At 60.9% G+C, this 25,659-nt stretch carries 9 protein-coding genes (1 of these 9 only partly in view); 8 read left to right on the top strand and 1 reads right to left on the bottom strand.

Annotation, left to right across the window (positions count from 1 at the left end; translation table 11 throughout):
• From ACTWLJ_RS19140 to ACTWLJ_RS19150, 3 genes are all read left to right on the top strand, one after another.
• On the top strand, window positions 1–16,584 hold the 3' portion of the coding sequence (locus ACTWLJ_RS19140; protein ID WP_445177995.1) for a non-ribosomal peptide synthase/polyketide synthase. The gene continues 1,254 nt to the left of window position 1, outside the view; only the last 16,584 of its 17,838 coding nucleotides appear in the window; its start codon lies beyond the left edge, outside the window; its stop codon occupies window positions 16,582–16,584.
• A 66-nt stretch (window positions 16,585–16,650) separates the two neighbouring features.
• On the top strand, window positions 16,651–17,799 hold the full coding sequence (gene macA, locus ACTWLJ_RS19145; RefSeq protein WP_445177996.1) for a macrolide transporter subunit MacA: 1,149 nt from the start codon (window positions 16,651–16,653) through the stop codon (window positions 17,797–17,799).
• A gap of 2 nt (window positions 17,800–17,801) precedes the next feature.
• Window positions 17,802–19,760 (top strand): MacB family efflux pump subunit, encoded by a 1,959-nt coding sequence (locus ACTWLJ_RS19150; protein WP_445177997.1) that lies wholly within the window; start codon window positions 17,802–17,804, stop codon window positions 19,758–19,760.
• A 212-nt stretch (window positions 19,761–19,972) separates the two neighbouring features.
• On the opposite strand, the gene ACTWLJ_RS19155 is transcribed toward ACTWLJ_RS19150, so the two are convergent.
• Window positions 19,973–20,740, bottom strand: coding sequence for a helix-turn-helix transcriptional regulator (locus ACTWLJ_RS19155; protein ID WP_445177998.1), 768 nt, complete (start codon window positions 20,738–20,740; stop codon window positions 19,973–19,975).
• A gap of 252 nt (window positions 20,741–20,992) precedes the next feature.
• Between ACTWLJ_RS19155 and ACTWLJ_RS19160 the strand changes: the two genes are divergently transcribed.
• The 5 genes from ACTWLJ_RS19160 to ACTWLJ_RS19180 all read left to right on the top strand — a co-directional run bounded on the left by ACTWLJ_RS19160 (window position 20,993) and on the right by ACTWLJ_RS19180 (window position 25,655).
• Entirely contained in the window at window positions 20,993–21,928 is a 936-nt protein-coding gene (locus tag ACTWLJ_RS19160; RefSeq protein ID WP_445177999.1) for a Gfo/Idh/MocA family protein, read from the top strand.
• Window positions 21,929–22,321: 393 nt separating this feature from the next.
• Window positions 22,322–23,353: an isopenicillin N synthase family dioxygenase gene (locus ACTWLJ_RS19165; protein WP_445178000.1), complete on the top strand. Its 1,032-nt coding sequence runs from the start codon at window positions 22,322–22,324 to the stop codon at window positions 23,351–23,353.
• A 27-nt stretch (window positions 23,354–23,380) separates the two neighbouring features.
• A complete protein-coding gene (locus ACTWLJ_RS19170; protein ID WP_445178001.1) occupies window positions 23,381–24,190 on the top strand; it encodes a MetQ/NlpA family ABC transporter substrate-binding protein in 810 nt (269 codons plus the stop codon).
• On the top strand, window positions 24,187–24,987 hold the full coding sequence (locus ACTWLJ_RS19175) for a methionine ABC transporter ATP-binding protein (RefSeq protein WP_445178002.1): 801 nt from the start codon (window positions 24,187–24,189) through the stop codon (window positions 24,985–24,987). Before ACTWLJ_RS19170 ends, ACTWLJ_RS19175 begins: the two co-directional genes overlap by 4 nt.
• Window positions 24,984–25,655 carry a methionine ABC transporter permease gene (locus tag ACTWLJ_RS19180; RefSeq protein WP_401208824.1) on the top strand — a complete coding sequence of 224 codons (672 nt, stop codon included), beginning with the start codon at window positions 24,984–24,986 and terminating at the stop codon, window positions 25,653–25,655. The genes ACTWLJ_RS19175 and ACTWLJ_RS19180 overlap by 4 nt, the downstream gene beginning before the upstream one ends.
• The last annotated feature ends 4 nt before the right edge of the window (window positions 25,656–25,659 follow it).

The raw sequence follows: 25,659 nt of genomic DNA on the forward strand, positions 1-25,659 counted from the left end.
CGGCTGACCGCTCTGATGCGCCACGAGCACGCACCGCTGGCGTTGGCACAACGCTGCAGCAACGTGGTGGCGCCGACTCCGCTGTTCAGCGCGCTACTCAATTATCGACACAGCCACAACGCCTCAGCGGCGAGTGCGGAAACGATCGCGGCGTGGCAAGGCATCAGCAATTTGCGCTCCGAGGAACGCACCAACTACCCGCTGACTCTGAGCGTCGATGATCTGGGCGATGCATTTCGTCTGACCCTGCTGGCGACCACGCAAATCGAGCCACAGCGGGTCTGTCATTACCTGCATTACGCGCTGGAAAGTCTGGTGCAGGCGCTGGAACAGGCACCGGATTCACCTCTCGATCAATTGCCGATTCTGCCGGCAACCGAGCGCGAACAAGTATTGCGCGGTTTCAATGCCACGCAGGTGGATTACCCGAACTCACTGACGATTCATCAGCGCGTCGAGGCTCAGGTGGCTGAACGGCCCGAGGCACTGGCAGCGACTTTTGCCGGCGAGCAGTTGACCTATGCCGAGCTGAATCGGCGTGCCAATGCACTGGCGCATTATTTGATCGAATCGGGGCTCAAGCCTGACGACCGCGTGGCCATCGTCGCCCGGCGCGGGCTGGATACGCTGGTGGGGCTGGTGGCGATTCTCAAGGCTGGCGGCGGTTACGTGCCGATCGATCCGGCGCATCCGGCCGAGCGCTTGAATTATCTGCTTGAAGATAGCGCCCCGGTGGCGGTGTTGATTCAAAACGATCTGCGCGGGCGCCTGCCGAATCTGAACGTCCCGGTGATCGACCTTGATCCGCGCACCTGGCCACTCGGTGCCTCACTCGATCCGCAAGTCGAAGGCCTGACCACCGGGCACCTGGCCTACGTCATCTACACCTCCGGTTCGACGGGACAACCCAAAGGGGTGATGGTCGAGCACCACACGCTTTCCAATCTGGTCGACTGGCACTGTCAGGCCTTCGATCTGTGCGCCGGGCGTCACACTTCAAGCCTCGCCGGATTCGGCTTCGATGCCATGGCCTGGGAAGTCTGGCCGGCGTTGTGTGCAGGCGCGACCCTGCATCTGGCACCGGTTCACGATGGCAACGAAGACATCGATGCACTGCTCGAATGGTGGCGTGCGCAACCGCTGGACGTGAGTTTTCTGCCAACGCCGATTGCCGAATATGCCTTTAGCCAGAATCTTGAACACCCGACCTTGCGCACGCTGCTGATCGGCGGTGACCGCCTGCGGCAGTTCGGCCGCAACCAGCATTTCGAGGTGATCAACAACTATGGCCCGACCGAGGCTACCGTGGTTGCCACGTCGGGCCGGGTCGAGGCGGGCGAGGTGCTGCACATCGGCAAACCGCTGACCAACGCCTCGGTGTATATCCTTGATCAGCTGCAACGCCCGCTGCCGATCGGTGTTACCGGCGAACTCTACGTCGGTGGTGCCGGCGTTGCCCGAGGTTACCTTAATCGGCCTGAACTGACGGCCGAGCGCTTTCTGCGCGATCCTTTCAGCAACACCGCGAACGCCCGTATGTACCGCACTGGTGACCTTGCGCGCTGGCGCGAGGACGGCACCGTCGAGTATCTCGGGCGCAATGACGATCAGGTGAAAATCCGTGGTGTGCGGATCGAGCTCGGCGAAATCGAAACGCGCCTGAACCAATTGCCGGGTATCCAGGAAGCCGTTCTGCTGGCCCGCGAGGACGAGCCCGGTCAGCCGCGACTGGTGGCGTACTTCACCGGGCAGGCCCAGGTCGAACCGCTGGCCGTGGGCGAACTGCGTGCGCATCTGCTGGCGCATTTGCCCGAGTACATGGTGCCGGCAGCCTTCGTCAAACTCGAGGTTTTGCCGCTGACCGCCAATGGCAAGGTCGACCGCAAGGCATTGCCGAAACCGGATCGTTCGGCGCTGTTCACCCGCGAATATCAGGCGCCACAGGGCGCGCTGGAAACCACGTTGGCGCAGATCTGGGCCGACGTGCTGCAAGTCGAACAGGTCGGGCGCCAGGATCATTTCTTCGAACTTGGCGGCCATTCGCTGCTGGCGATGCGCATGGTGTCACAGGTGCGTCAGCGTCTCGGGGTCGAGTTGGCACTGGGTGACCTGTTCGCCAATGCTGAACTGGCCGCCGTCGCTGCGGTGCTGAGTGACGCCGGTCGCTGCACTCAGCCAGAGATTTTGCCGGTGCCGCGTGACGGCGCATTGCCGTTGTCTTTTGCCCAGCAGCGCCTATGGTTCCTGGCGCAGATGGAAGGGGCCAACACCGCTTACAACATCCCGATTGCCCTGCGTCTGCGCGGGCGGCTTGACGCTAATGCATTGCAACAGGCATTGGCGAAGATCGTCGCCCGTCACGAAACCCTGCGCAGCCGCTTCGCGCAATTCGACGACGAAGCGCAGGTGCTGATTGCGCCTGTCGACAGCGGTCTACTGCTGCGCGTTGAAGATCTGCGCAAGCATCCGCAGCCCGACGAAGCCTTGCAGGCACTGATCCAGGGTGAAGCCTCGGGGCCGTTCGACTTGCAGGACGATCCGTTGATTCGTGGACGTCTGGTGCGCATGGCTGACGATCACCATGTTCTGCTGCTGACCCTGCATCACATCATCTCCGACGGTTGGTCGATGGGCGTGCTGACCCGCGAGCTGATGGCGCTGTATCAGGCGTTCAGCCACGGCGAGGCCGATCCGCTGCCAGCGCTGACGCTGCAATACACCGACTACGCGGTGTGGCAACGACGCTGGCTCAGCGGTGAAGTGCTGCAACGGCAAAGTGAATACTGGCAGCAGACTCTGGCCGGAGCGCCGGCGTTGCTGATGTTGCCGACCGATCGTCCGCGTCCGGCGCAGCAGGACTACGCCGGCAGCAGTGTCGAGGTGGTGCTGGATGAACGCCTGAGCGCCGGGCTCAAGGCGCTGTGTCAGCGCCATGGCGTAACCCTGTATATGACGCTGATCAGTGCCTGGGCCATGCTGCTCGCGCGGTTGTCGGGTCAGCCGGATGTGGTGATTGGCTCGCCGGTGGCCAACCGCAGCCGCGCCGAGATAGAAGGGTTGATCGGCATGTTCGTCAACACCTTGGCCTTGCGCATCGACACCTCGGGCGAGCTGAGTGTCGAGGCGCTGCTGGCGCGGGTCAAAGCGCGCACGCTGGAGGCGCAGACTCACCAGGATCTGCCCTTCGAGCAGGTCGTGGAAATTACCCGACCGCTGCGCAGCATGGCGCACAGCCCGCTGTTTCAGGCGATGTTCAGTTGGGACAGCAGCCATGGCCCAGGCTTGAGCCTTGGCGATTTGACCCTGGAAGGAGTCGCCGAGCCGAGCCACTTTGCCAAGTTCGATCTGTCGCTGACGCTGGCCGAAGCGCAAGACTCGATTCGCGGCTCGCTTGAATACGCCACAGCGTTGTTCGATGAATCAACGGTGCAGCGTTATGTCGGCTACTTCCAGCGGCTGTTGCAAGCGATGGTCAGCAATGATCACGCGGTGCTGGAGCAAACGAAAATACTGGCGGACGAGGAGCGGCAGCGTTTACTGCTGGACCTCAATGCGACTGACGTCGAATTCGATTTTGAGCAGACCATTCACGGCTTGTTCGAGGCGCAGGCTCTGCGCACTCCGCAGGCGGACGCCGTGGTCGCGGGCGAGCAGCGCCTGAGCTATGCGGAGTTGAACCGCCGGGCCAATCAGTTGGCCCATCATCTGCGCGAGCAAGGCGTGGGACTGGATTGCCCTGTTGCGATTTGCGTCGAGCGCGGAGTCGATCTGGTTGTCGGTCTGCTTGGCATTCTTAAGGCGGGCGGCGCCTATGTGCCGCTGGACCCGATGTATCCGGCGCAACGCCTGGCTTACATGCTTGAGGACAGTGCGCCGGTGGCGGTGCTGGTGCACGCCGCGACTCACGGTTTGCTGGACGCATCCGCCACAACACTGATCGACTTCGATGATTGCGTCTGGCAAGACCAGCCTCGGAGCAATCCGCAGGTGCCCGGCCTGAGCGCCGAAAATCTGGCCTACGTGATCTATACCTCAGGCTCCACGGGCACCCCCAAAGGGGTGATGGTCGAACACCGCAGCCTGAGCAATTTACTGCACTGGAGCACGCAGCTTTGTCCGCTTGCGGTGGGTACGGCGCTGTTGCAGAAGACGCCGTTCAGTTTCGATGCGTCGGTGTGGGAGCTGTTCTGGCCATTGACCGCCGGGTTGCGACTGGTGTTGGCCAACCCTGACGCACATCGCGATCCGGCCAGTCTGGCGCGGCTTATCGATGAGCAACAGATCGGTGTCATTCAGTTCGTTCCAGCGTTGCTGCAACAATTTCTCGAACTGGACGAGGTGAGCGATTGCCGCAGTCTCACCGACGTCTTTTGTGGTGGCGGTGAGCTGACGGCTGCGCTGGTACAGCGTGTGCGGGAGCGCTTGCCGCACGTGCGACTGCACAATGTTTATGGCCCGACCGAGGCCACGGTCGACAGCACGGTATGGACACTGGAACCGCAATCGGCGGTGCCCCAAATTGCGCCGCCGATTGGCAAGCCCGTCAGCAATATTCGCCTGTACATTCTCGATACCCACCAGCAACCGGTGCCTCACGGCGTGATCGGCGAGTTGTACGTCAGTGGCGTGCAGGTGGCCCGTGGTTACCTGAACCGGCCCGAGCTGACGGCCGAGCGTTTTCTCAAAGACCCGTTCAGTGACCATATCAATGCACGGATGTACCGCACTGGCGATGTCGGGCGTTATCTGGCGGACGGCAATATCGAGTATCTGGGCCGCAATGACGATCAGGTGAAAATCCGTGGTCTGCGCATCGAACTCGGTGAGATTCAGGCGCATCTGACGCGCATCGAATCGGTGCAGGAGGCCGTGGTGCTGGCCCGCGAAGACGTCCCGGGCGATCAGCGTCTGGTGGCGTATTACACCGGCGAGCCAATGGATGTCGACGTGCTGCGCAGTCGGTTACTTGAGCACTTGCCGGACTACATGGTCCCGGCGCTGTTTGTGCATCTGCAGGATTTGCCTCTGACCCCGAACGGCAAAATCGACCGCAAGGCCTTGCCCGCACCGGATCAATCGACACTCGCCACCCGTGAGTACGTCGCCCCGGTTGGCGATGTGGAAATCACTCTGGCGCAGTTCTGGGCCGAGTTGCTCAACGTCGAGCGGGTAGGGCGCCACGACCATTTCTTCGAACTGGGCGGGCATTCATTGATGGCGGTCAACCTTGTCGCACGCATGCGTCGTGCAGGGCTGACGGCCGATATTCGCGTGCTGTTCGGTCAACCGACACTGGCCGCTCTGGCCGCTGCGGTGGGCGGTGAGCCTGAAGCGGAAATTTCGCGCAATTTGATCACGCCGGACTGCACACGCATCACCCCTGAGTTGCTGCCGCTGGTGGCACTTGAGCAGGCAGCCATCGACCGGATCGTCGCCAGCATTCCCGGCGGCGCGGCCAATGTGCAGGATATTTATCCGCTGGCGCCGTTGCAGGCCGGCATTCTATTCCATCACCTCTCGGCGCCGGCGGGTGATCCGTATGTGTTGCAGGCGCAGTTTGCCTTTGCCGATGAGCAACGGCTGAACGCTTTTGCCCAGGCCTTGCAAAAGGTCATTGAGCGACATGACATCCTGCGTACCTCGCTGTTCTGGGACGCTCTGGAGGAACCGGTGCAAGTCGTCTGGCGTAAAGCTTCGCTGGTCTGCGAAGCCGTGCCGCTGGATGCGCAAAGTGATGATGCGATGGCGCGGTTGCGTCAGCGGTTCGACAGCGGTGTCTATCGCATGGCCATCGACCAGGCGCCGCTGATGCGCGTGGTGTACGCCCGGGATACGCCCAATCAGCGCGTGGTGGCGTTGCTGCTGTTCCATCACCTGGTGATGGATCACGTTGCCCTGCAAGTGCTGCAACAGGAGATGCAGGCGGTTCTGCTTGGCGAGTCGCAACGTCTGGCCGAGCCGGTGCCGTACCGTAACTATGTCGCGCATACCCGCTCAGGCCTGAGTGAACAAGCGCATCAAACATTCTTCCGCGAGATGCTTGGCGATGTCTGCGAGCCTACCTTGCCCTACGGCCTGAATTCGACGCATGAAGGGCCAGCCGAGCAGGCACAACTCACGTTGCCAAGCCCTTTGAGTCACAGCATACGCAGCCAGGCCCGACGCTTGGGGGTAAGCGCCGCAAGCCTGATGCACCTGGCCTGGGCGCAAGTTCTGGGGCAACTGTCGAGCCGCGAGGATGTGGTGTTTGGCACCGTGATGCTCGGGCGATTGCAGGGCGGTGAAGGCTCGGAGCGGGCATTGGGTGTATTCATCAATACGTTGCCGCTGCGCATCGATCTGCGCGGGCACAGCGTGAAAGGCGCGGCACTGGCCACGCATCAACGCTTGAGTGAGTTGCTGCAGCATGAACACGTACAGTTGGCGCAGATTCAGCAGTGCAGCGCGATGGCCGCCGGCACGCCGCTGTTCAGCACGCTGTTCAATTATCGCCACAGCACACCGGCGGGTCCGGTGTCTGCCGAGGTTGAAGCCGCCTGGCACGGTATGCAGTTGCTGGAAGCCGAAGAACACACCAACTATCGCCTGACCCTCAGTGTCGACGACCTCGGCGAAGGCTTCAGTCTGACGGCACTGGCCGGTGCCGGAATTGATGCACGGCGAATCTGCGATTACCTGCAAGCTGCATTGTCTTCGTTACTAAACGCTCTGGATCAAGAGCCACATCAGAGCTTTGGTCGGTTGTCGATCCTCCCGGTTGAGGAACACCAGCGCTTGTTGGTCGCATTCAACGCAACTCGCGCGGCTTATTCGACAGCGCTGACGATTGTCCAGCGCTTCGAAAGGCAGGTGGCCGAGCGGCCCGGGGCGCTGGCAGCGGTGGCTGGCGGCGCTCGGCTGACGTACGCCGAACTCAACCGCCGAGCCAACGCGCTGGCGCATCATCTGATCGCATCGGGTGTGCGGCCCGACGACCGCGTGGCCATCGTCGCGCGACGTGGCCTGGACACGCTGGTCGGGCTGATCGCGATTCTCAAGGCAGGTGCCGGTTATGTGCCGATTGATCCGGCGCATCCGCTCGAGCGCTTGAGCTACTTGCTCGACGACAGTGCTCCGTCCCTCGTCCTGACTCAAAGCGATCTGCGTGCACGTTTGCCGGAACTGGCCGTGCCGGTGATTGATCTGGATCTCGGTGCATGGCCCTCGCAGTTCACTCATAACCCTTGGTTGCCGGCTCTGACGACACGGCATCTGGCTTACGTGATCTACACATCGGGCTCTACCGGCCTGCCGAAAGGCGTAATGGTCGAACACCACACGCTGGCCAATCTGGTGGACTGGCACTGCGAGGCGTTTGATTTGCAGGCCGGACGTCACACCTCAAGCCTGGCCGGGTTTGGCTTCGATGCCATGGCGTGGGAAGTCTGGCCGGCGTTGTGTGCGGGGGCGACCCTGCACCTGGCGCCGGTTCATGAGGGCAGCGAAGACATCGATGCGCTGCTTGAATGGTGGCGTGCGCAGCCGCTGGACGTGAGCTTTCTGCCAACGCCGATTGCCGAATATGCCTTCAGCCAGAACCTTGGGCACCCGACCCTGCGCACACTTTTGATCGGCGGTGATCGCCTGCGTCAGTTCAGTCGTGATCAGTCTTTCGAGGTGATCAACAACTACGGCCCGACCGAGGCCACCGTGGTTGCCACGGCTGGACGCATTGCGGCGGGCGAGATGTTGCACATTGGGCGACCGGTGGCGAACGGCTCTGTTTACCTGCTCGATGAACAGCAGCGCCCGGTGCCGATGGGTGTCCCGGGTGAGGTGTACGTTGGCGGTGCGGGTGTGGCCCGAGGTTATCTGAACCGTGCAGAACTGACGGCCGAACGTTTTCTGCGTGACCCGTTCAGCAACCTGCCAGATGCGCGGATGTACCGCACCGGAGACCTCGCTCGCTGGCTCGAAGACGGCACGCTCGACTATCTCGGTCGCAACGACGATCAAGTGAAAATCCGTGGCATGCGGATCGAACTCGGTGAAATCGAAACTCGCCTTAACCAGTTGCCGGGCGTTCAGGACGCCGTGTTGCTGGCCCGTGAGGACGAACCTGGTCAGCCGCGACTGGTGGCGTACTTCACCGAGCAAGCGCACGTCGAGCCGCTGCTGGTGGGCGAGTTACGTACGCAACTGCTGGCCCGATTGCCGGAGTACATGGTGCCGGTGGCCTTCGTCAAACTCGATGCAATGCCTTTGACCGCCAATGGCAAGGTCGACCGCAAGGCTTTGCCCGCGCCCGACCTTTCGGCGCTGTTTACCCGTGAATATCAGGCCCCGCAAGGCGAGCTGGAAATCGCCCTGGCACAGGTTTGGGCCGACGTCCTGCAAGTCGAACGGGTCGGGCGCCAGGATCACTTCTTCGAACTTGGCGGTCACTCGCTGCTGGCGATGCGCATGGTGGCGCAGGTTCGCCAGCGGTTGGGGCTGGAGCTGGTGCTGAGCGAGTTGTTTGCCAACCCTGAACTCGCTGCGGTCGCTGACCAGTTGAGCCGGGCCGCAGGCAGCACGCTGCCGGATATTCTGCCGGCGCCGCGTGAGACCGCGCTGCCGCTATCGTTTGCCCAGCAACGCCTGTGGTTTTTGGCACAGATGGAGGGTGGCAATTCGGCCTACAACATCCCGATTGGCCTGCGCTTGCGCGGTCGACTCGATGAAGAAGCATTGCAACAGGCACTGGCCCGAATTGTTGCTCGTCACGAAACCTTGCGCAGCCGCTTCGTACGGGTCAACGACGAAGCGCAGGTGCTGATCGTACCGACCGACAACGGCCGGTTGCTGCGGCTCGAAGACTTGCGCCGGCACCCCCAGGTTGACGAGGCATTGCAGGCGCTGATCGAGCAGGAAAACTCGACAGGTTTCGATTTGCAGAACGATCAACTGATTCGCGGGCGACTGGTACGTCTGGCGGACGATGAGCATGTCATGTTGCTGACGGTGCACCACATCATCGCTGACGGCTGGTCGATGGGCGTGTTGACCGGCGAACTGATGGCGCTGTATCAGGCGTTCCGTCAAAACGCGGACGATCCGCTGCCACCGCTGGCCCTGCAATACACCGACTACGCAGTGTGGCAACGGCGCTGGCTGAGCGGCGAGGTGTTGCAGCGTCAGAGTGAATACTGGCAACAGACGCTGGCCGATGCACCGGCCTTGCTGTTGCTGCCGACCGACCGTCCGCGCCCGGCGCAGCAGGACTATAGCGGCAGCAACGTTGACGTGGTGCTGGACGAAAACCTCAGTGCCGGGCTCAAGACGCTTTGCCAGCGTCACGGTGTAACGCCGTACATGGCAATGTTGAGTGCCTGGGCGATGCTGATGAGTCGCTTGTCCGGCCAGTCGGATGTGCTGATCGGCTCGCCGGTGGCCAATCGCACCCGAGCCGAGGTCGAAGGCTTGATCGGCATGTTCGTCAACACGCTGGCCATGCGCATCGACACTTCCGGCGAGCTGAACGTCGAAGCGTTACTCGCGCAGGTCAAGGCCCGCACACTGGAGGCGCAGGCCCATCAGGATCTGCCATTTGAACAGGTGGTAGAAATCAGCCGGCCAGTGCGCAGCCTGGCGCACAGTCCGTTGTTTCAGACGACGTTGAGCTGGGACAGCAGCGCAGGCCCGAATCTGCGTCTGGATGACCTGGTGCTCGAAGGTCTCGCGGCCACAAGCCAGATCGCCAAGTTCGACCTGACGTTGACGCTGGGTGAGGTGCAGGGGGGCATTCGCGGTTCGCTGAACTACGCCACGGCGTTGTTCGATGAATCGACCGTCCGACGTTATATCGGCTACTTCCAGCAGCTGTTGCGGGCGATGGTCGGCAATGACCAGACGGTGCTGGAACAAGTGCAGCTTTTAGCAGAGGAAGAGCGGCAACGCCTGCTGTTCGATTTCAACGCCACCGAGCGCGAGTATCCGCAGGCGCTGACGGTACATGCGCTTTTCGAGCAGCAGGCAGCCACACGCCCACAGGCCGTGGCAGCGCGGCATGGTTCGCATTCGTTGAGTTATGAAGAACTCAACGTTCGCGCCAATCGTCTGGCCCATTACCTTATCGGCCAGAACGTGCAGCCGGGCGATCAGGTGGCGATCCTGCTGCCACGTTCGCTGGATCTGCTGGTCGCGCAACTGGCGATTGCCAAATGCGCGGCGGCCTACGTGCCGCTGGATATCAATGCCCCCGCCGAACGTCAGGCGTTCATGGTGCAGGACTGCCAGGCAGTGGCGTTGCTGACGCTGGACGATGAGGCTATCGAATATGCCGTACGCCGCATCGATCTGGATGTTTTGCTGCTGGACGGTCAGCCGACGCACAACCCGGGCCTGGCGCAGTCCTCGCAGTCGCTGGCGTACGTCATGTACACCTCAGGTTCCACCGGCCTGCCCAAAGGTGTGATGGTGCCGCATCGTGCCATCGGCAGATTGGTGATCAACAACGGTTACGCCGATTTCAATGCGCAGGACCGGGTGGTCTTCGCCTCGAATCCCGCGTTCGATGCCAGCACCATGGACATTTGGGGGCCGTTGCTCAACGGCGGACAGGTGGTGGTCATCGATCATGCCACGTTGCTTGATCCACAAGCATTCGGTCGCGAACTGAACGCCTCGGGGGCGACGGTGCTGTTCGTCACCACGGCGTTGTTCAATCAGTACGTGCAATTGATTCCGCAGGCGCTCAAAGCCCTGCGCATTCTGCTGTGTGGCGGCGAGCGGGGTGATCCGGCGGCGTTCCGTCGACTGTTGGCCGAGGCGCCACAACTGCGGATCGTGCATTGCTACGGGCCGACTGAAACCACCACGTACGCCACGACTTTCGAAGTCCAGGCCGTGGCCGCAGACGCCGACAGCGTGCCGATTGGCGGACCGATCTCCAACACTCAGGTGTACGTGCTCGACGGGTACCAACAACCGGTGCCGATGGGCGTGACCGGCGAGCTGTACATCGGCGGGCAGGGCGTGGCGCTGGGTTACTTGAACCGGCCGGAACTGACCGCCGAAAAATTCCTTCGCGATCCGTTCAGCACCAGGCCCGATGCGCTGCTCTATCGCACCGGGGATCTCGCACGCTGGCAAGCACCGGGGCAGATGGAGTGCATTGGACGCAATGACGATCAGGTGAAGATTCGCGGCTTCCGGATTGAACCGGGGGAAATCGAAAACCGCCTGCTGGGCTGTGCGGGCATCAAGGAAGCGGTAGTGCTGGCGCGACGTGACGGGCAGGAAACCATGCGTCTGGTGGCTTACTACACCGCGCACGCTGATCTGGACATCGCCAGCCTGCACGGACAATTGCAGGCACGCCTGCCGGAGTACATGGTGCCGTCAGCCTGGGTACAGCTCGACACTTTGCCGTTGAACAACAATGGCAAGGTCGATCGCAAGGCGCTACCGGCTCCCGCGCAGGACGCGCTGCTCAGCCGAGCCTATGAAGCCCCGGTCGGCGTGCTCGAAGAAAATCTCGCAAAAGTGTGGGCCGAAGTGCTGCAGGTCGAGCAGGTCGGACGTCGCGACAGCTTCTTCGAACTGGGCGGCCACTCATTACTGGCGATGCGAATGTTGTCCCAGGTCCGCCAACAGCTGGGGCTGGAACTGACCCTCGGCGATTTGTTTGCCAACCCGGAACTGGCGGCCGTCGCCGATGTGCTGAGCCGGGCAGGGCGCAGCACGTTGCCAGACATTTTGCCGGCGGTACGCGACGAAACTCTGCCGTTGTCGTTTGCCCAGCAACGCCTGTGGTTCCTGTCGCAGATGGATGGCGGCAACACGGCTTACAACATCCCTGTCGGTCTGCGCTTGCGCGGTCGGCTCGACGAAAACGCACTGCAACGGAGCCTGTCGCGAATTGTCAGTCGTCACGAAACCTTGCGCAGCCGTTTCGCCGAGTTCAATGACCACGCTCAGGTGCTGATCATGCCGGATGTGCCCGCTGCGTTGTTGCGGGTCGAGGATTTGCGTCAGCACCCGCAAGCCGAGGATGTCTTGCAAAAACTGATTGCTGACGAAGCTTCTGCACCGTTCAACTTGCAGCACGATGCATTGATTCGGGGGCGACTGGTGCGTTTGGCCGACGATCATCATGTGCTGTTGCTGACGCTGCACCACATCATCTCCGATGGCTGGTCGATGGGCGTGCTGACTCGCGAACTGATGTCGCTGTATCAGGCGTTCAGTCATGACCAGGTCGATCCGCTGCCGCCATTGGCGCTGCAATATACCGATTACGCGGTGTGGCAACGGCGCTGGCTGGCCGGTGACGTGTTGCAACGCCAAAGTGAATATTGGCAACAGGCGCTGGCCGATGCGCCAGCCTTGCTGGTGTTGCCAACGGATCGTCCGCGTCCGGCGCAGCAGGACTACAGCGGCGGCAGCGTCGATGTGCTGCTGGATGAGCGCCTGAGTGCCGGGCTTAAAACGTTGTGTCAGCGACATAGCGTAACGCCGTACATGGTGATTCTGAGTGCGTGGGCGATGCTGCTCGGTCGCCTGTCGGGTCAGACCGATGTAGTAATCGGTTCGCCGGTCGCCAACCGCAGCCGGGCGGAGACCGAAGGGTTGATCGGCATGTTCGTCAACACTCTGGCATTGCGCATCGAAACCGGCGGGGCGTTGAGTGGTGCAGCGCTGCTGGCGCAGGTCAAGGCGCGCACGCTGGAAGCGCAAGCGCATCAGGATCTGCCATTCGAACAGGTGGTGGAAATCACCCGGCCGGCTCGCAGCCTGTCCCACAGCCCGTTGTTCCAGACCATGCTGAGTTGGGACAGCAGCGTGGCACCGGAGCTGAGTTTGGGCGAACTGACCCTTGAAGTTGTAGTCGGCGCTAGCCATTTCGTGAAGTTTGACCTGTCGCTGAGTCTGGGCGAAACCCGCGAAGGGGTTCGCGGTGCTTTGAACTACGCGACGGCGTTGTTCGATGAAGCAACGGTGCAACGGTTTGTCGGTTACTTCCAGCGGCTGCTCGAAGTGTTGATCAGCGATGATCAAGCGGTGCTGGAACAAGTCGAGATGCTTTCGCAGGACGAGCGGCAGCGTTTGCTCTATGCCTTCAACGCAACCGATGTCGCCTGTGATCTGCAGCCAACCATTCACGCCATGATCGAAGCCCAAGTGTTGCGCACACCACAGGCAGACGCCGTGGTGGCAGGTGAACAGCGCCTGACATACGCCGAGCTGAACACTCGGGCAAACCGTCTGGCCCATCACCTGCGTCAGAACGGCGTGGGCGCGGATTCGCGGGTGGCGATTTGCGTCGAACGCGGCCCGGACCTGGTGTTGGGGCTGCTGGGCATTCTCAAGGCGGGCGGCGCTTATGTGCCGTTGGACCCGGCTTATCCTGCGGAGCGCCTGGCCTACATGCTCAAGGACAGTGCTCCGGTGGCGGTGCTGATGCATGGTGCGACTCGAAGGCTGTTCGACGACGCCGAGTTGAAGCTGATCGATTTTGACGCCTGCACCTGGCAGGACCAACCCGAGAGCAATCCGCAGGTGCCCGATCTGAGCGCTTCGAATCTGGCGTACATGATCTACACCTCGGGTTCTACCGGTCTGCCGAAAGGGGTGATGCTGGAACACCGTGGCTTGTGCAATCTGGTGCATTGGAGCTCGCAGATTTGCCCGCCGACAGCGCAGAGTGCGCTGCTGCAAAAAACGCCAGTGAGTTTCGACGCTTCGGTGTGGGAGCTTTTCTGGCCGCTGAGCGCCGGTATGCGGCTGGTATTGGCTCGCCCCGATGGTCATCGTGATCCGGCCGGCCTGGCGCAACTGATCCGTGAACAGCGGATCACGGTTATCCAGTTCGTGCCGGCGCTGCTGCAACAGTTTCTCGAAGTGGAGGATGTCGCTGAGTGCCGTAGCCTCACCGACATTTTCTGTGGCGGTGGTGAACTGACTGCTGCGCTGGTCCATGGTGTGCGTCAGCATTTGCCGTGGGCACGTTTGCACAACGTCTACGGCCCGACCGAGGCCACGGTCGACAGCACGGTGTGGACGCTGGAACCGCACATGCCGGTCCCGGCATCCGAATTGCCGATCGGCAAAGCCATTGGCAATACCCGGTTGTATGTGCTCGATGCGCATGACCAGCCGGTGCCGTTCGGTGTCGGCGGCGAGTTGCACATCGGTGGTGTCGGGGTTGCCCGGGGGTATCTGGGCTTGCCACAAACGCAGGCCGAGCGCTTTGTCGACAGCCCGTTTGTGCCCGGTGATCGTCTGTACCGGACCGGCGATCTGGTGCGTTACGGCACCGATGGCAACCTGCAGTTCCTCGGGCGTAACGACTTCCAGATCAAGTTGCACGGCCTGCGTCTGGAGCCTGGGGAAGTCGAAGCCCGGTTGATCGAGCATCCGCTCGTTCGTGAAGCGCTGGTGCTGGTGCGCGATGAGCGGCTGGTTGCCTATTGCACCCTGCGCGAAGGCACTGCACCGACCATTGAAACCTTGCGAGCGCATGTGCTACAGCGATTGCCGGCATACATGGTGCCCGCTGCCTTCGTCATCCTCGATGTGATGCCGCTGACTCCCAACGGCAAAGTCGACCGCAAGGCATTGCCAAAAGCCGCGGATGAAGCCGTTTTCAGCCGTGTTTTCGAGGCGCCAGAAGGTGGGATTGAAATTGCACTGGCGCAGATCTGGAGCGAAGTGCTGAACGTTGAACAGATCGGGCGCCACGACAATTTCTTCGAATCGGGCGGGCATTCATTGCTGGCGATTCGACTGGTCAATCTGATGCGGCGTGCGGGGTTGCAATTGACATTGGCCGAGCTGTTTCAACACCCGAGCGTAGCGTCTGTCAGTACGCTCCTGAGCCAGCGCAGCGAGGTTCCCGAACAACCGGAAGGGTTGGTCGTGGTGCGTGCCAGTGGTCACGGCACGCCGCTGTTTCTGCTGCATGAATTCAGCGGCAGGGACGTGTATTTCCCGACGTTGGGCATGCACATCGAGGGTGATTTTCCGATTTACGGATTGCCCGGCATCGCGCTTGGGCAACCGCAACTGCGCACCTTCGAATGTCTGGCAACACGACTCGTCGGGATCATCCGCTCAGTACAGCCGCATGGGCCTTATCGTCTTGCGGGATGGTCATTTGGCGGACTGCTGGCCTATGAGGTCACCCAGCAACTGCTGGGTATGGACGAGGCGGTGGCTTTTGTCGGGATGATCGACACTTATGCGCCGAATCATGCCAGCCAAAACAAAGCGCAATGGACCCGCGAGCACTCGCACAACCATCAGTTGCTGGATCACTGCCGTGCTCGCTCGATGATGCTTGGCGCAGACAGCCATGAAGCGCTGGCGGGTGTGGCGTTGTTGTCGGCTGAAGTCGAGCGAATCGAGTTCGACGAGCTCTTCAAACGCTGTCAGGAGCAGGATTTGCCCGACCCGGAATTGTCTGCGCTGACGTCGGCGCAGGCATGGCATTACTTTGATCGTGAAGCCGCCCACGGGCAGGCGTTGGCGCATTACCGGCTCAGCCCGAGTCGTCAGCCGATTCATCTGTTCCGCGCTCAGGAACTCATGCAAGGACAGTCAACGCCTGACCCGACGAGGGGCTGGAGCGAAAAGTTGCCCGGCGTAACATTGCATTGCATCGATGTGCCCGGTGATCACCGGACGATGATGAAAAACCCGCATATCCAGGCACTCGGGCAAGCGCTCAGCCGGGCACTGGAAACCGCGACGGCGCCTGAACCGGAGTTGTATCAGCCATTGCTGACCATTCAAACCGGGTACGCCGGGCATGCACCGATCTACTGTGTGCCTGGCGCCGGTGACAGCGTGACGGGGTTCATTCACCTGACAGAAGCGCTGGGCCCCGAGTGGCCGATTATCGGCTTGCAACCTCGTGGTCTCGACGGTGCGGGCGTGCCACACAGTCAGGTGGAAGCCGCTGCGGCGTTTTATCTGAAGGCCATCGAGCAGGTTTATCCGCAAGGGGCCGTGCATTTGATTGGCCACTCCTTCGGCGGTTGGGTCGCGCACGCCATGGCCGCGCAGTTGCAAGCGGCCGGGCGCGTGGTGGCTTCGTTGACATTGATCGACAGCGAGTCGCCCGGCGGTGATGGCGCGGCTGGCAAACCTTACACGCCGACGGCCGCGTTACAGCGCCTGATCGAGACGCTGCAGTTGTCCAGCGGCAAATCGCTGGGCATTGACCCACTGACCTTCGCCGAGGCTGACGACGTAACGCAAATGCGCTTGCTGCACGCGGGAATGGTGCGTGCCGGCGTGCTTTCGCACCGCGCTGCGCCGCAGGCCATGCATGGGCCGGTACGCACCTTTGCCACGGCATTGCGCACGGTTTATCAGCCGAGTCAGGCCTATAACGGGCCAGTGCGGCTGGCACTGGTCGATGACCCGACACTGGACGCGGCGGACAACGAGCGTGAGCAAGCGGCCATGCTGGAAGGCTGGCAGCGTCAGGTCAGGGATCTGGCGGTGTGGTATGGGCCGGGCAACCATTTCACGATTCTCAAGGCTCCGAATGTCTTCAGTCTCGCGGCGTGGTGGCATGACGGTTTGTCGGTGACGGCGGGCGAAGTGTTGTCCTGAAGCTTGCTTTTCAATTGCAACCCGGTCGCTGGCCGGGTTTGTCCCTGAACGGATTTGTGGTCATTTATGGAAAAGCTGAAGTTGCGCAAAATCGTTATGGGAATGGCGCTGATGGCGGTGGCCGGGCTGGTGTTCTACACCGTGCAGGCGCCGGCCGAAGCGCCGAAATACCTGACCGCGCCGGTCGAGCGCGCAGATATCGAAAACACCGTGCTGGCTGCCGGTTTGCTCGAGGGCATCAAGCAGGTCGACGTCGGCGCTCAGGTGTCCGGGCAATTGAAGTCGCTCAAGGTCAAGGTCGGCGACAAAGTGAAGAAGGGCCAGTGGCTGGCGGAAATCGATCCGCTGGTGCTGCAAAACACTCTGCGTCAGGCGCAGGTCGATGAGGAAAACCTGCAAGCCCAGCGCCGGGCGACACAGGCCCAGCTCAAGCAGACCAAAGCCATCTACGAGCGCTACAAGAACTTGCAGGAGGACGCGTCGATCTCCCGGCAGGACTTCGAAACCGCGGAGTCGAACTACGAAGTGCAGCAAGCCAACCTGTTGTCGCTGGATGCGCAGATCAAGAGCGCACACATCCAGATCGACACCGCCAAGGTCAACCTGGCCTACACACGAATCGTCGCGCCGATCGATGGTGACGTGGTCGGCATCGTCACGCAGGAAGGCCAGACCGTGATCGCCAGTCAACTGGCCCCCGTACTGCTGAAACTGGCAGACCTCGACACCATGACCATCAAGGCGCAAGTGTCCGAGGCCGACGTGATTCACATTGCGCCGGGGCAGCAGGTGTATTTCACCATCCTCGGTGAGGACAAACGTTACTACGGCAAGCTGCGCGGGACCGAGCCGGCACCGCAAAACTTCCTCGAAACCGCGCCCGCCGGTACTCCGAAGCAAAATACGGCGGTGTTCTATAACGCGTTGTTCGATGTGCCGAATCTCGATCATCGCCTGCGTATCTCGATGACCGCGCAAGTGCGTATCGTGCTCGACACCGCCAAAGCTGTACTGACCGTTCCTGTTGCAGCGCTCGGACCGCGCAATGCCGATGGCAGTTTTCCGGTGCGGGTGCTGGACGCCAAGGGCATCGCGCAATCGCGCAATGTGCAGACCGGGATCAACAACAACGTCAAAGTGCAGATCAACGACGGTTTGGTCGAAGGTGACCGGGTGGTGATCGGTGATCCATTGCCAGCCGTAGCGGGGGCTTGAGCATGACTGAACCGCTGCTGCAACTGACCGGCATTACCCGTAGTTTTACTGCCGGGGATCGCGAGTTTCTCGCGCTGAATAACATCAATCTGACGATCAATGCCGGGGAAATGGTGGCGATTATCGGCGCTTCCGGTTCCGGCAAATCGACACTGATGAACATCCTCGGTTGCCTCGATTACGCTACGTCCGGCAGCTATAAAATCAACGGTCAGGAAACCCGCGACCTGGACGATCAGGCCCTCGCGGAGCTGCGTCGTGACTACTTCGGTTTTATCTTCCAGCGCTATCACTTGCTGCCGCACTTGAGTGCGATGCACAACGTCGAGATGCCGGCGATCTATGCCGGCACGCCGCCGCTTCAGCGCCATGCCCGTGCCCGCGAGTTGCTGGCGCGGCTGGGGCTGGAAGGGCATCTGAGCCATCGGCCGAGCCAGCTCTCTGGTGGCCAGCAGCAGCGGGTGAGTATTGCCCGGGCCTTGATGAACGGTGGTGAAGTGATCCTCGCTGACGAACCGACCGGTGCCCTCGACACCGCCAGCGGCAAAGAGGTGATGCGCATTCTCCTGGAGCTGCACGCCGCCGGGCACACGGTGATTCTGGTCACCCACGACCCGAAAGTCGCGGCCAACGCCGAGCGCATCATCGAGGTCAGCGACGGCGAAATCATCAATGACCGCGCCAACGTGCGCGACACCACTCAACTGCCGGATGCTGACGAGGTGCCGCGTAAACCGCCGGCAACTCGTCGATTGGTAGCCAGCCTCGGCTTGTTCAGGGAAGCCTTCAACATGGCGTGGGTGGCGCTGGTTTCGCACCGGATGCGCACGTTGTTGACCATGCTCGGGATTGTCATCGGCATCACTTCGGTGGTGTCGATCTCGGCCATCGGTGAGGGCGCCAAGAACTACGTGCTCAAGGACATTTCGGCGATTGGCAGCAACACCATCGATGTCTATTCCGGCAGCAGTTTCGGCGATAAACGTGCGTCATCCATCGAAACACTGGTACCCGCTGATGTCACGGCGCTGAATCAACTGTATTACGTCGACAGCGCAACACCGATGGTCGGTCGCAGCATGTTGCTGCGCTATCGCAACATCGACATCGATGCACAGGTCAACGGCGTCAGCGATCAATACTTTCAAGTGCGCGGGATCAAGATGCAGGCGGGCATACCTTTCAGCGAAAGCGATGCCCGGCGTCAGGCGCAGGTCGTGGTCATCGATCACAACACTGGTTTGCGGTTGTTCGGTGAAGGCGTCGATCCGCTGGGGCAGGTGATCCTGATCGGCAACCTGCCATGCACGGTGATCGGCGTGGCGGCAGAGAACAAAAACCTGTTTGCCTCGGGCAAGACATTGAATGTCTGGGTACCATACGAAACCGCTGCCGGACGGCTACTGGGCCAGCGTTATCTGGACAGCATCAGCGTGCGGATCAAGGAAGGTCAGCCGAGCAAACTGGTGGAAGAACACGTCACTCAGGTGCTGTTACAGCGACACGGGACCAAGGATTTCTTCACCAACAACCTCGACAGTGTCATGCAGACAGTGCAGAAAACCAGTCGCTCACTGGCGTTGCTGCTGTCGTTGATCGCGGTGATCTCGCTGGTGGTTGGCGGGATCGGGGTGATGAATATCATGCTGGTGTCGGTGACCGAGCGGACGCGGGAAATCGGCATTCGCATGGCGGTCGGGGCGCGACAATCGGATATTCGTCAGCAGTTTCTGGTGGAAGCAGTGATGGTTTGCCTGCTCGGCGGCGCGATAGGGATTTCCCTGTCCTATGCCATCGGGCATCTGTTCACGCTGTTCATCAAGGAGTGGCAGATGGTGTTCTCGCTGACATCGGTGCTGACAGCGGTGATCTGCTCGACGCTGATCGGCATCGTCTTCGGCTTCGTCCCGGCACGCAACGCCTCACGCCTCGACCCCATCGAAGCACTGGCCCGAGACTGATCCCCTCCCTGTAGGAACTCATTGTGGCGAGGGGATTTATCCCCGTTGGGCTGCGAAGCAGCCCCAAAACCTGATATCTGTATTTTTTCAGGTTCACCGAGTGCTCAGGCTTCACGACTGCTGCGCAGCCGAACGGGGATAAATCCCCTCACCACAGAGATTTCCCGGGGCCCGCATAACCCTGTAGAGGCCGTGCCACGCTGATTCCATTGTCAGGCAGCGTTGGAGGAGCCTGGCATTGCGACGCTGTCTTCCGGCAAATACATCCAGCGCATCAGCGAATGTCGTCCGCTGATCCCCAGTTTGATCGCCGCTCGCTTGAGATAGCTTTCCACGGTGTTGACCTTCAACTGCAACTGTTCGGCCAGTTCCGGCGCGGTGCGGCCGGCGAGCAGGCCGATGCACACTTCTGTTTCGCGGTTCGACAGGCTCAGTTGCAGTTGCTGCAAGCGTTCGCTGAAGCGCAGGCGCAGGGTTTCCAGGCCTTGTTGCGTGCCAGGCGCTATCTCGGGCCGACTCTCGGCCTCAATGCTTGCCGGTTGCAGGGCGTTGATGTGGTTTTCCACCATCGGCATCAGCACGGGAGAGATGTCCTGCAAAAGACTGCGCTCGTGAGCGGAAAAGCGTTGCGACTGGTCGCTGCGGTACACCGAAATCACGTAGCGATAGCCATCCTTGCGCCGGGTCAGGTGCAACTGTGAGGTATCAGCGGTTGTCGTTTCAGGCGCAATCGGCAGATCGCTGGCGGGCGCGGCGCTGTGCTCGGAGAACACGGTTTCGGCCATCAGCCCCGGTTCTTTGGTGGTTTTCAACTCGCTGCGACTGGATGTCAGGCCCACCGGGTCGACCCGCATCTGGCGGATGTGCGTGGCGTCGACCGCCAATTGGGTGAGGATCAGGTCATGCAGCATGCGCGGAAAGTGCCGGCTGCCGGTGCTGGCGATGACTTTGCCGATGTGCGGGAACAAGTGCGAATTCATATGCTTCATCCATGAGTTACGGGTGGAACAAACCTTCCTGCGGGGCCGTCGACGAGATCCTTGGGCGACGGCCAGACTCAGGAACTGGTTCCTATCCTAGTACAACGTGTGAGCTACGGTTTAATGAAGGCGTTATTAGCTCATAACGATGAATTCAATGCGCCGTCCGCAATGGCTCTGGAGCGCCAGCGAGGAAGCACGTACATTGGCCCATTCGCATGCCAAGACAAGAACAAAAAACAGGAGTCACTGATGCAACCGATCCGTCTCGGTCTGGTGGGTTACGGCAAGATTGCCCAGGATCAACACGTTCCCGCCATCCACGCCAACCCGGCGTTTCACCTGGTGGCAGTCGCCACGCAAGGCAAGCCCTGCGCCGGAGTGGAGAACTTTCAAAGTTTGGGCGAACTGCTTGAGCACGGCCCGCAGGTCGATGCGATTGCGTTCTGCACGCCACCCCAAGGGCGTTTTGCGCTGGTGCAACAAGCGCTGGCCGCTGGCAAACACGTCTTGGTGGAAAAACCTCCCTGCGCGACCTTGGGCGAAGCGATGGCGTTGGTAAATCAGGTCGCCGAACAAGGCGTCAGCGGCCTGTTTGCCTGGCATTCACGCTACGCGCCGGGCATCGCCGCCGCCCGTGACTGGCTGGCAACACGCACCTTGCAAAGCGTTCGGATCGACTGGAAGGAAGACGTGCGCAAATGGCACCCCGGCCAGACATGGATCTGGCAACCCGGCGGCCTGGGCGTCTTCGATCCGGGCATCAATGCTTTGTCGATTGCCACCCATCTGCTGGCGCTGCCGCTGTTTGTCGAGTCCGCCGAGCTGCGTGTTCCCGACAACTGCCAGTCGCCGATTGCCGCTTCGATCAAGATGTCTGACGCCAACCAGCTCGATATCCGCGCCGAATTCGATTTCGACCACGGTCACGATGAACTCTGGAGTATCGAAGTGCGCTGCGCCGAAGGCTCCCTGCGCCTCGATAACGGTGGCGCGTTGCTGAGCATCGATGGCGTGCGCCAGACGGTGTCGGAGGAGGGCGAGTACGCGGCTGTTTATCGGCACTTCCAGCAACTCATTGGCAACAAAACCAGCGATCTCGACCTTCAGCCGCTACGTTTGGTAGCGGACAGCTTTTTTGTCGGCAGCCGGGTATCGGTCAAACCGTTTTACGACAATGTGACCTAAGAAGTGCGATCCCTGTAGGCGCCGCGTACCGCAGCGCTACAGGGGGTGTAGTTGCGAGAATCTCTGTGGCGAGGGGATTTATCCCCGTTCGGCTGCGCAGCTGTCGTGAAGTCTGAGCACTCGGTGTACCTGAAGAATACAGGTGGCCGGTTTTGGGGCTGCTTCGCAACCCAACGGGGATAAATCCCCTCGCCACGATAAGCTCGTGTGAGCTGCGGTGTTTCTTCAGACCTAAGCTAATGCGAAAAAGGTATTTGTTCGGCGTTTTTAAGATCGTTTAGTTTTGTCTCACGACGAATCAAACGCATCAAACCGATAGACCCCCGATTGCCATGACGGCACACGCTGAATCGATCAAAGGCTCTTCAGGTTTGGTTCACACGGGAGTGAATCATGCCGCATACCCTCGATATCACCGCACTACCGACGCTGGACCTTTCGTTGTTCGAAGGCACCGCGCAACAGCGTTATGAGTTTTTGGAAAACCTGCGTCACGCCGCGCGTGACGTCGGGTTCTTTTATCTCACCGGCCATGGCATCGACAGTGCTTTGCTCAAGCAGGTGCAGGATCACGCCCGCCAGTTCTTCGCATTGCCCGAGGGCGAGAAAACCGCTGTCGGCATGATCAACTCGCCGCATTTTCGCGGTTACAACCGTGCGGCTTCCGAGATCACTCGCGGCAAACCTGATTTGCGCGAACAGTTCGATCTGGGTGCCGAGCGCGAAACGCTGCCATTGCAAGCAGACAGTCCGTTCTGGGCGCGCTTGCAGGGGCCTAATCAATGGCCAGCCACGCTACCTGAACTCAAACCGCTGCTGCTCGAATGGCAACAGGCGATGACGCGCATGTCGTTGCGGCTGCTCGGCGCTTTCGCCCAGGCACTGTCGCTGCGAGCAGATGCGTTCGATCAGTTGTACGGCGACAAACCCAACGAACATATCAAGTTGATGCGCTATCCCGGCACTGCGACCGGCGAAAGCAATCAAGGTGTCGGCGCGCACAAGGATTCCGGTTTCCTCAGTTTTCTGCTGCAAGACCAGCAGGCCGGCCTGCAAGTGGAGATCGAAGAGGGCCGCTGGATCGATGCCTTGCCCCGCGAGAACACGCTGGTGGTGAACATCGGCGAATTGCTCGAACTGGCGAGCAACGGTTATCTGCGTGCCACGGTGCATCGGGTGGTTTCGCCGCCGGTGGGCAGCGAGCGCCTGTCCATCGCGTTTTTCCTCGGTGCGCAACTGGATGCCGTGGTGCCGCTGTATCCGTTGCCAACCGCGCTGCTGCGCGAGGCCCGTGGGCCGGCGAGTGATCCGGACAATCCGCTGTTTCGCGATGTCGGCTGGAACTACCTCAAGGGACGTCTGCGCTCGCATCCCGATGTCGCGCGGCGCTTCTATGCCGATGCGCTGCTGCCGCAATCCGCCTGATTCATCACTCGCTCAAGGACTTCGCACATGTTGAAAAAAACAGGTTTGACCCTGGCCGTCCTCGCTGCGCTGGTGACTGCCAACAGTGCTCAGGCGCTGGAGCCGCTGCGGGTGGCCGCTGACCCGGTGCCGCATGCGCAAATTCTCGCGTACATCCAGAAAATCGATCCGCAACTCAATCTCAAAGTCATCGAAATCCCCAACGGCGTGAACTCCAACGAGCTGCTCGCCCATGGCGATGTCGATGCCAATTACTTCCAGCATCTGCCATACCTCAAGTCCCAGGAACAGGCGCTCGGCGAGAAATTTGCCGTAGCCGCCACCGTGCATATCGAGCCGCTGGGCATCTACTCGCGTCGGCACAAAAGTTTTGCCGAGGTGCCGCAGAAAGGCACCGTGGCCGTGCCCAACAACGTCACCAATCTGAGTCGCGCGCTGTACCTGTTGCAGGACAACGGTCTGATCAAACTCAAGCCCGGTTTCAACGACCCGGCAGCGGATCAGGCGACACCCAAGGACATCGCCGAAAACCCGAAACAGCTGAAAATCCTTGAAATCGAATCACCACAGATCCCGCGAGCGCTGGACGATGTCGATCTGGCGGTGATCAACGGCAACTACGCGCTGGACGCCGGACTGGTGCCGGCCAAGGATGCCTTGGGGCTGGAGAAATCCGAGCACAATCCCTACGCCAACATTCTCGTGACCACGCCAAAACTGCAGGACGATCCGCGCATTCGGCAACTGGCCAAAGACCTGACATCGCCGCAAGTGGCGAAGTACATCACGGACAACTTCTCCGGGTCGGTGATTCCAGTGGTGGACGGCAAGCCATGATCGTCGTCGAGCAGTTGAGCAAGACTTACCCGACGGCCAGCGCAGCGGCGCTGGATCAGGTGTCGCTGAACATTCCGGACGGTGCGATTTACGGAATCATCGGGCGCAGCGGTGCGGGTAAATCGACGTTGCTGCGCTGCCTCAACCTGCTCGAACGGCCGGACAGCGGACGGATTCTGCTCGACGGTGTTGATCTGCTCAGCCTGTCTGACAGCGATCTGCGCCGCCAGCGGCAACGCATCGGCATGATCTTTCAAGGCTTCAATCTGCTGCACTCACGCAACGTTTTCGACAACATCGCCGTGCCACTGGAAATCGCCAAGGTTAGCAAACCACAGCGTCAGGCGCGGGTGCGGGAACTGCTGAATCTGGTGGGTTTGAGCGACAAGGCCGAGGCGTTTCCCTCGCAATTATCCGGTGGGCAGAAGCAGCGGGTGGGCATCGCCCGGGCGTTGGCGGCACGTCCTGCCTATCTGCTGTCGGACGAAGCCACCAGTGCCCTCGACCCGGAAACCACGACCTCGATTCTCGAACTGCTGCGCGACATCAATCGTCAGTTGGGCCTGACCATCGTGCTGATCACCCATGAACTGGAGGTGGTCAAATCGATCTGCGATCACGCGGCATCGATGGCTAACGGGCGACTGGTCGAAGCCGGACCGGTGCCGCGTTTGCTGGCTGATCCGCAATCAAGTCTCGGTGCTTCGTTACGACCGAGTTGCGGCTTGCCGTTGGGGCATGCCGCGCCGGGGCTGAGTTTTCTCAGGCAATACGGCGTGCGGGCGGCCCACTCATGAACCGCACAATCAACTGGGATGAAATCCTGCAACTGCTGCTCAACGCCACTGGGGAAACCCTGTACATGGTGCTGCTGGCGGGGCTGTTCACGCTGCTGATCGGTTTGCCGCTCGGCGTGCTGTTGTTCATCAGCCGTCGCGGCGGACTGCATCCGTTGCCACGGCTCAATGGCGCATTGAGCGCACTGGTCAATCTCGGGCGCTCGCTGCCGTTTGTGGTGATGCTGATTGCTCTGATTCCGCTGACTCGATTGGTGGTCGGCACGACGCTCGGCAGCACCGCCGCCGTGGTGCCGATCACCATCGGTGCATTTCCGTTTTTCGCCCGCATCGTCGAAAACGCGCTGGATGAAGTCGACAAGGGCCGGATCGAAGCGATCCTCGCCATGGGCGGCGACATCTGGCATGTGATCGGCAAAGTGCTGCTGCCCGAAGCGCTGCCGGCGTTGCTCGCCGGTATCACTTTGACCCTGGTGATGCTGATCGGATTCTCTTCGATGGCCGGGGTCATCGGCGGTGGCGGGCTCGGCGATCTGGCGATCCGTTACGGCTATCAGCGTTTCAACAATCAAGTAATGGTCGCCACCGTGGTGGTGCTGGTGATTCTGGTCCAGGGCGTGCAAAGCCTGGGTGATCGGCTGGTGCGTTCTCTGGCTCATCGACGTTAAGGAA

Source organism: Pseudomonas sp. McL0111 (genome assembly GCF_052567255.1).

What these genes read in the sequence shown, in the direction of transcription:
- ACTWLJ_RS19155 (WP_445177998.1), bottom strand. Translation starts at nt 20,740, where the DNA reads ATGAATTCGCACTTGTTCCCGCACATCGGCAAAGTCATCGCCAGCACC.
- ACTWLJ_RS19175 (WP_445178002.1), top strand. Translation starts at nt 24,187, where the DNA reads ATGATCGTCGTCGAGCAGTTGAGCAAGACTTACCCGACGGCCAGCGCA.
- ACTWLJ_RS19170 (WP_445178001.1), top strand. Translation starts at nt 23,381, where the DNA reads ATGTTGAAAAAAACAGGTTTGACCCTGGCCGTCCTCGCTGCGCTGGTG.
- ACTWLJ_RS19160 (WP_445177999.1), top strand. Translation starts at nt 20,993, where the DNA reads ATGCAACCGATCCGTCTCGGTCTGGTGGGTTACGGCAAGATTGCCCAG.
- ACTWLJ_RS19150 (WP_445177997.1), top strand. Translation starts at nt 17,802, where the DNA reads ATGACTGAACCGCTGCTGCAACTGACCGGCATTACCCGTAGTTTTACT.
- ACTWLJ_RS19165 (WP_445178000.1), top strand. Translation starts at nt 22,322, where the DNA reads ATGCCGCATACCCTCGATATCACCGCACTACCGACGCTGGACCTTTCG.
- ACTWLJ_RS19180 (WP_401208824.1), top strand. Translation starts at nt 24,984, where the DNA reads ATGAACCGCACAATCAACTGGGATGAAATCCTGCAACTGCTGCTCAAC.
- macA (WP_445177996.1), top strand. Translation starts at nt 16,651, where the DNA reads ATGGAAAAGCTGAAGTTGCGCAAAATCGTTATGGGAATGGCGCTGATG.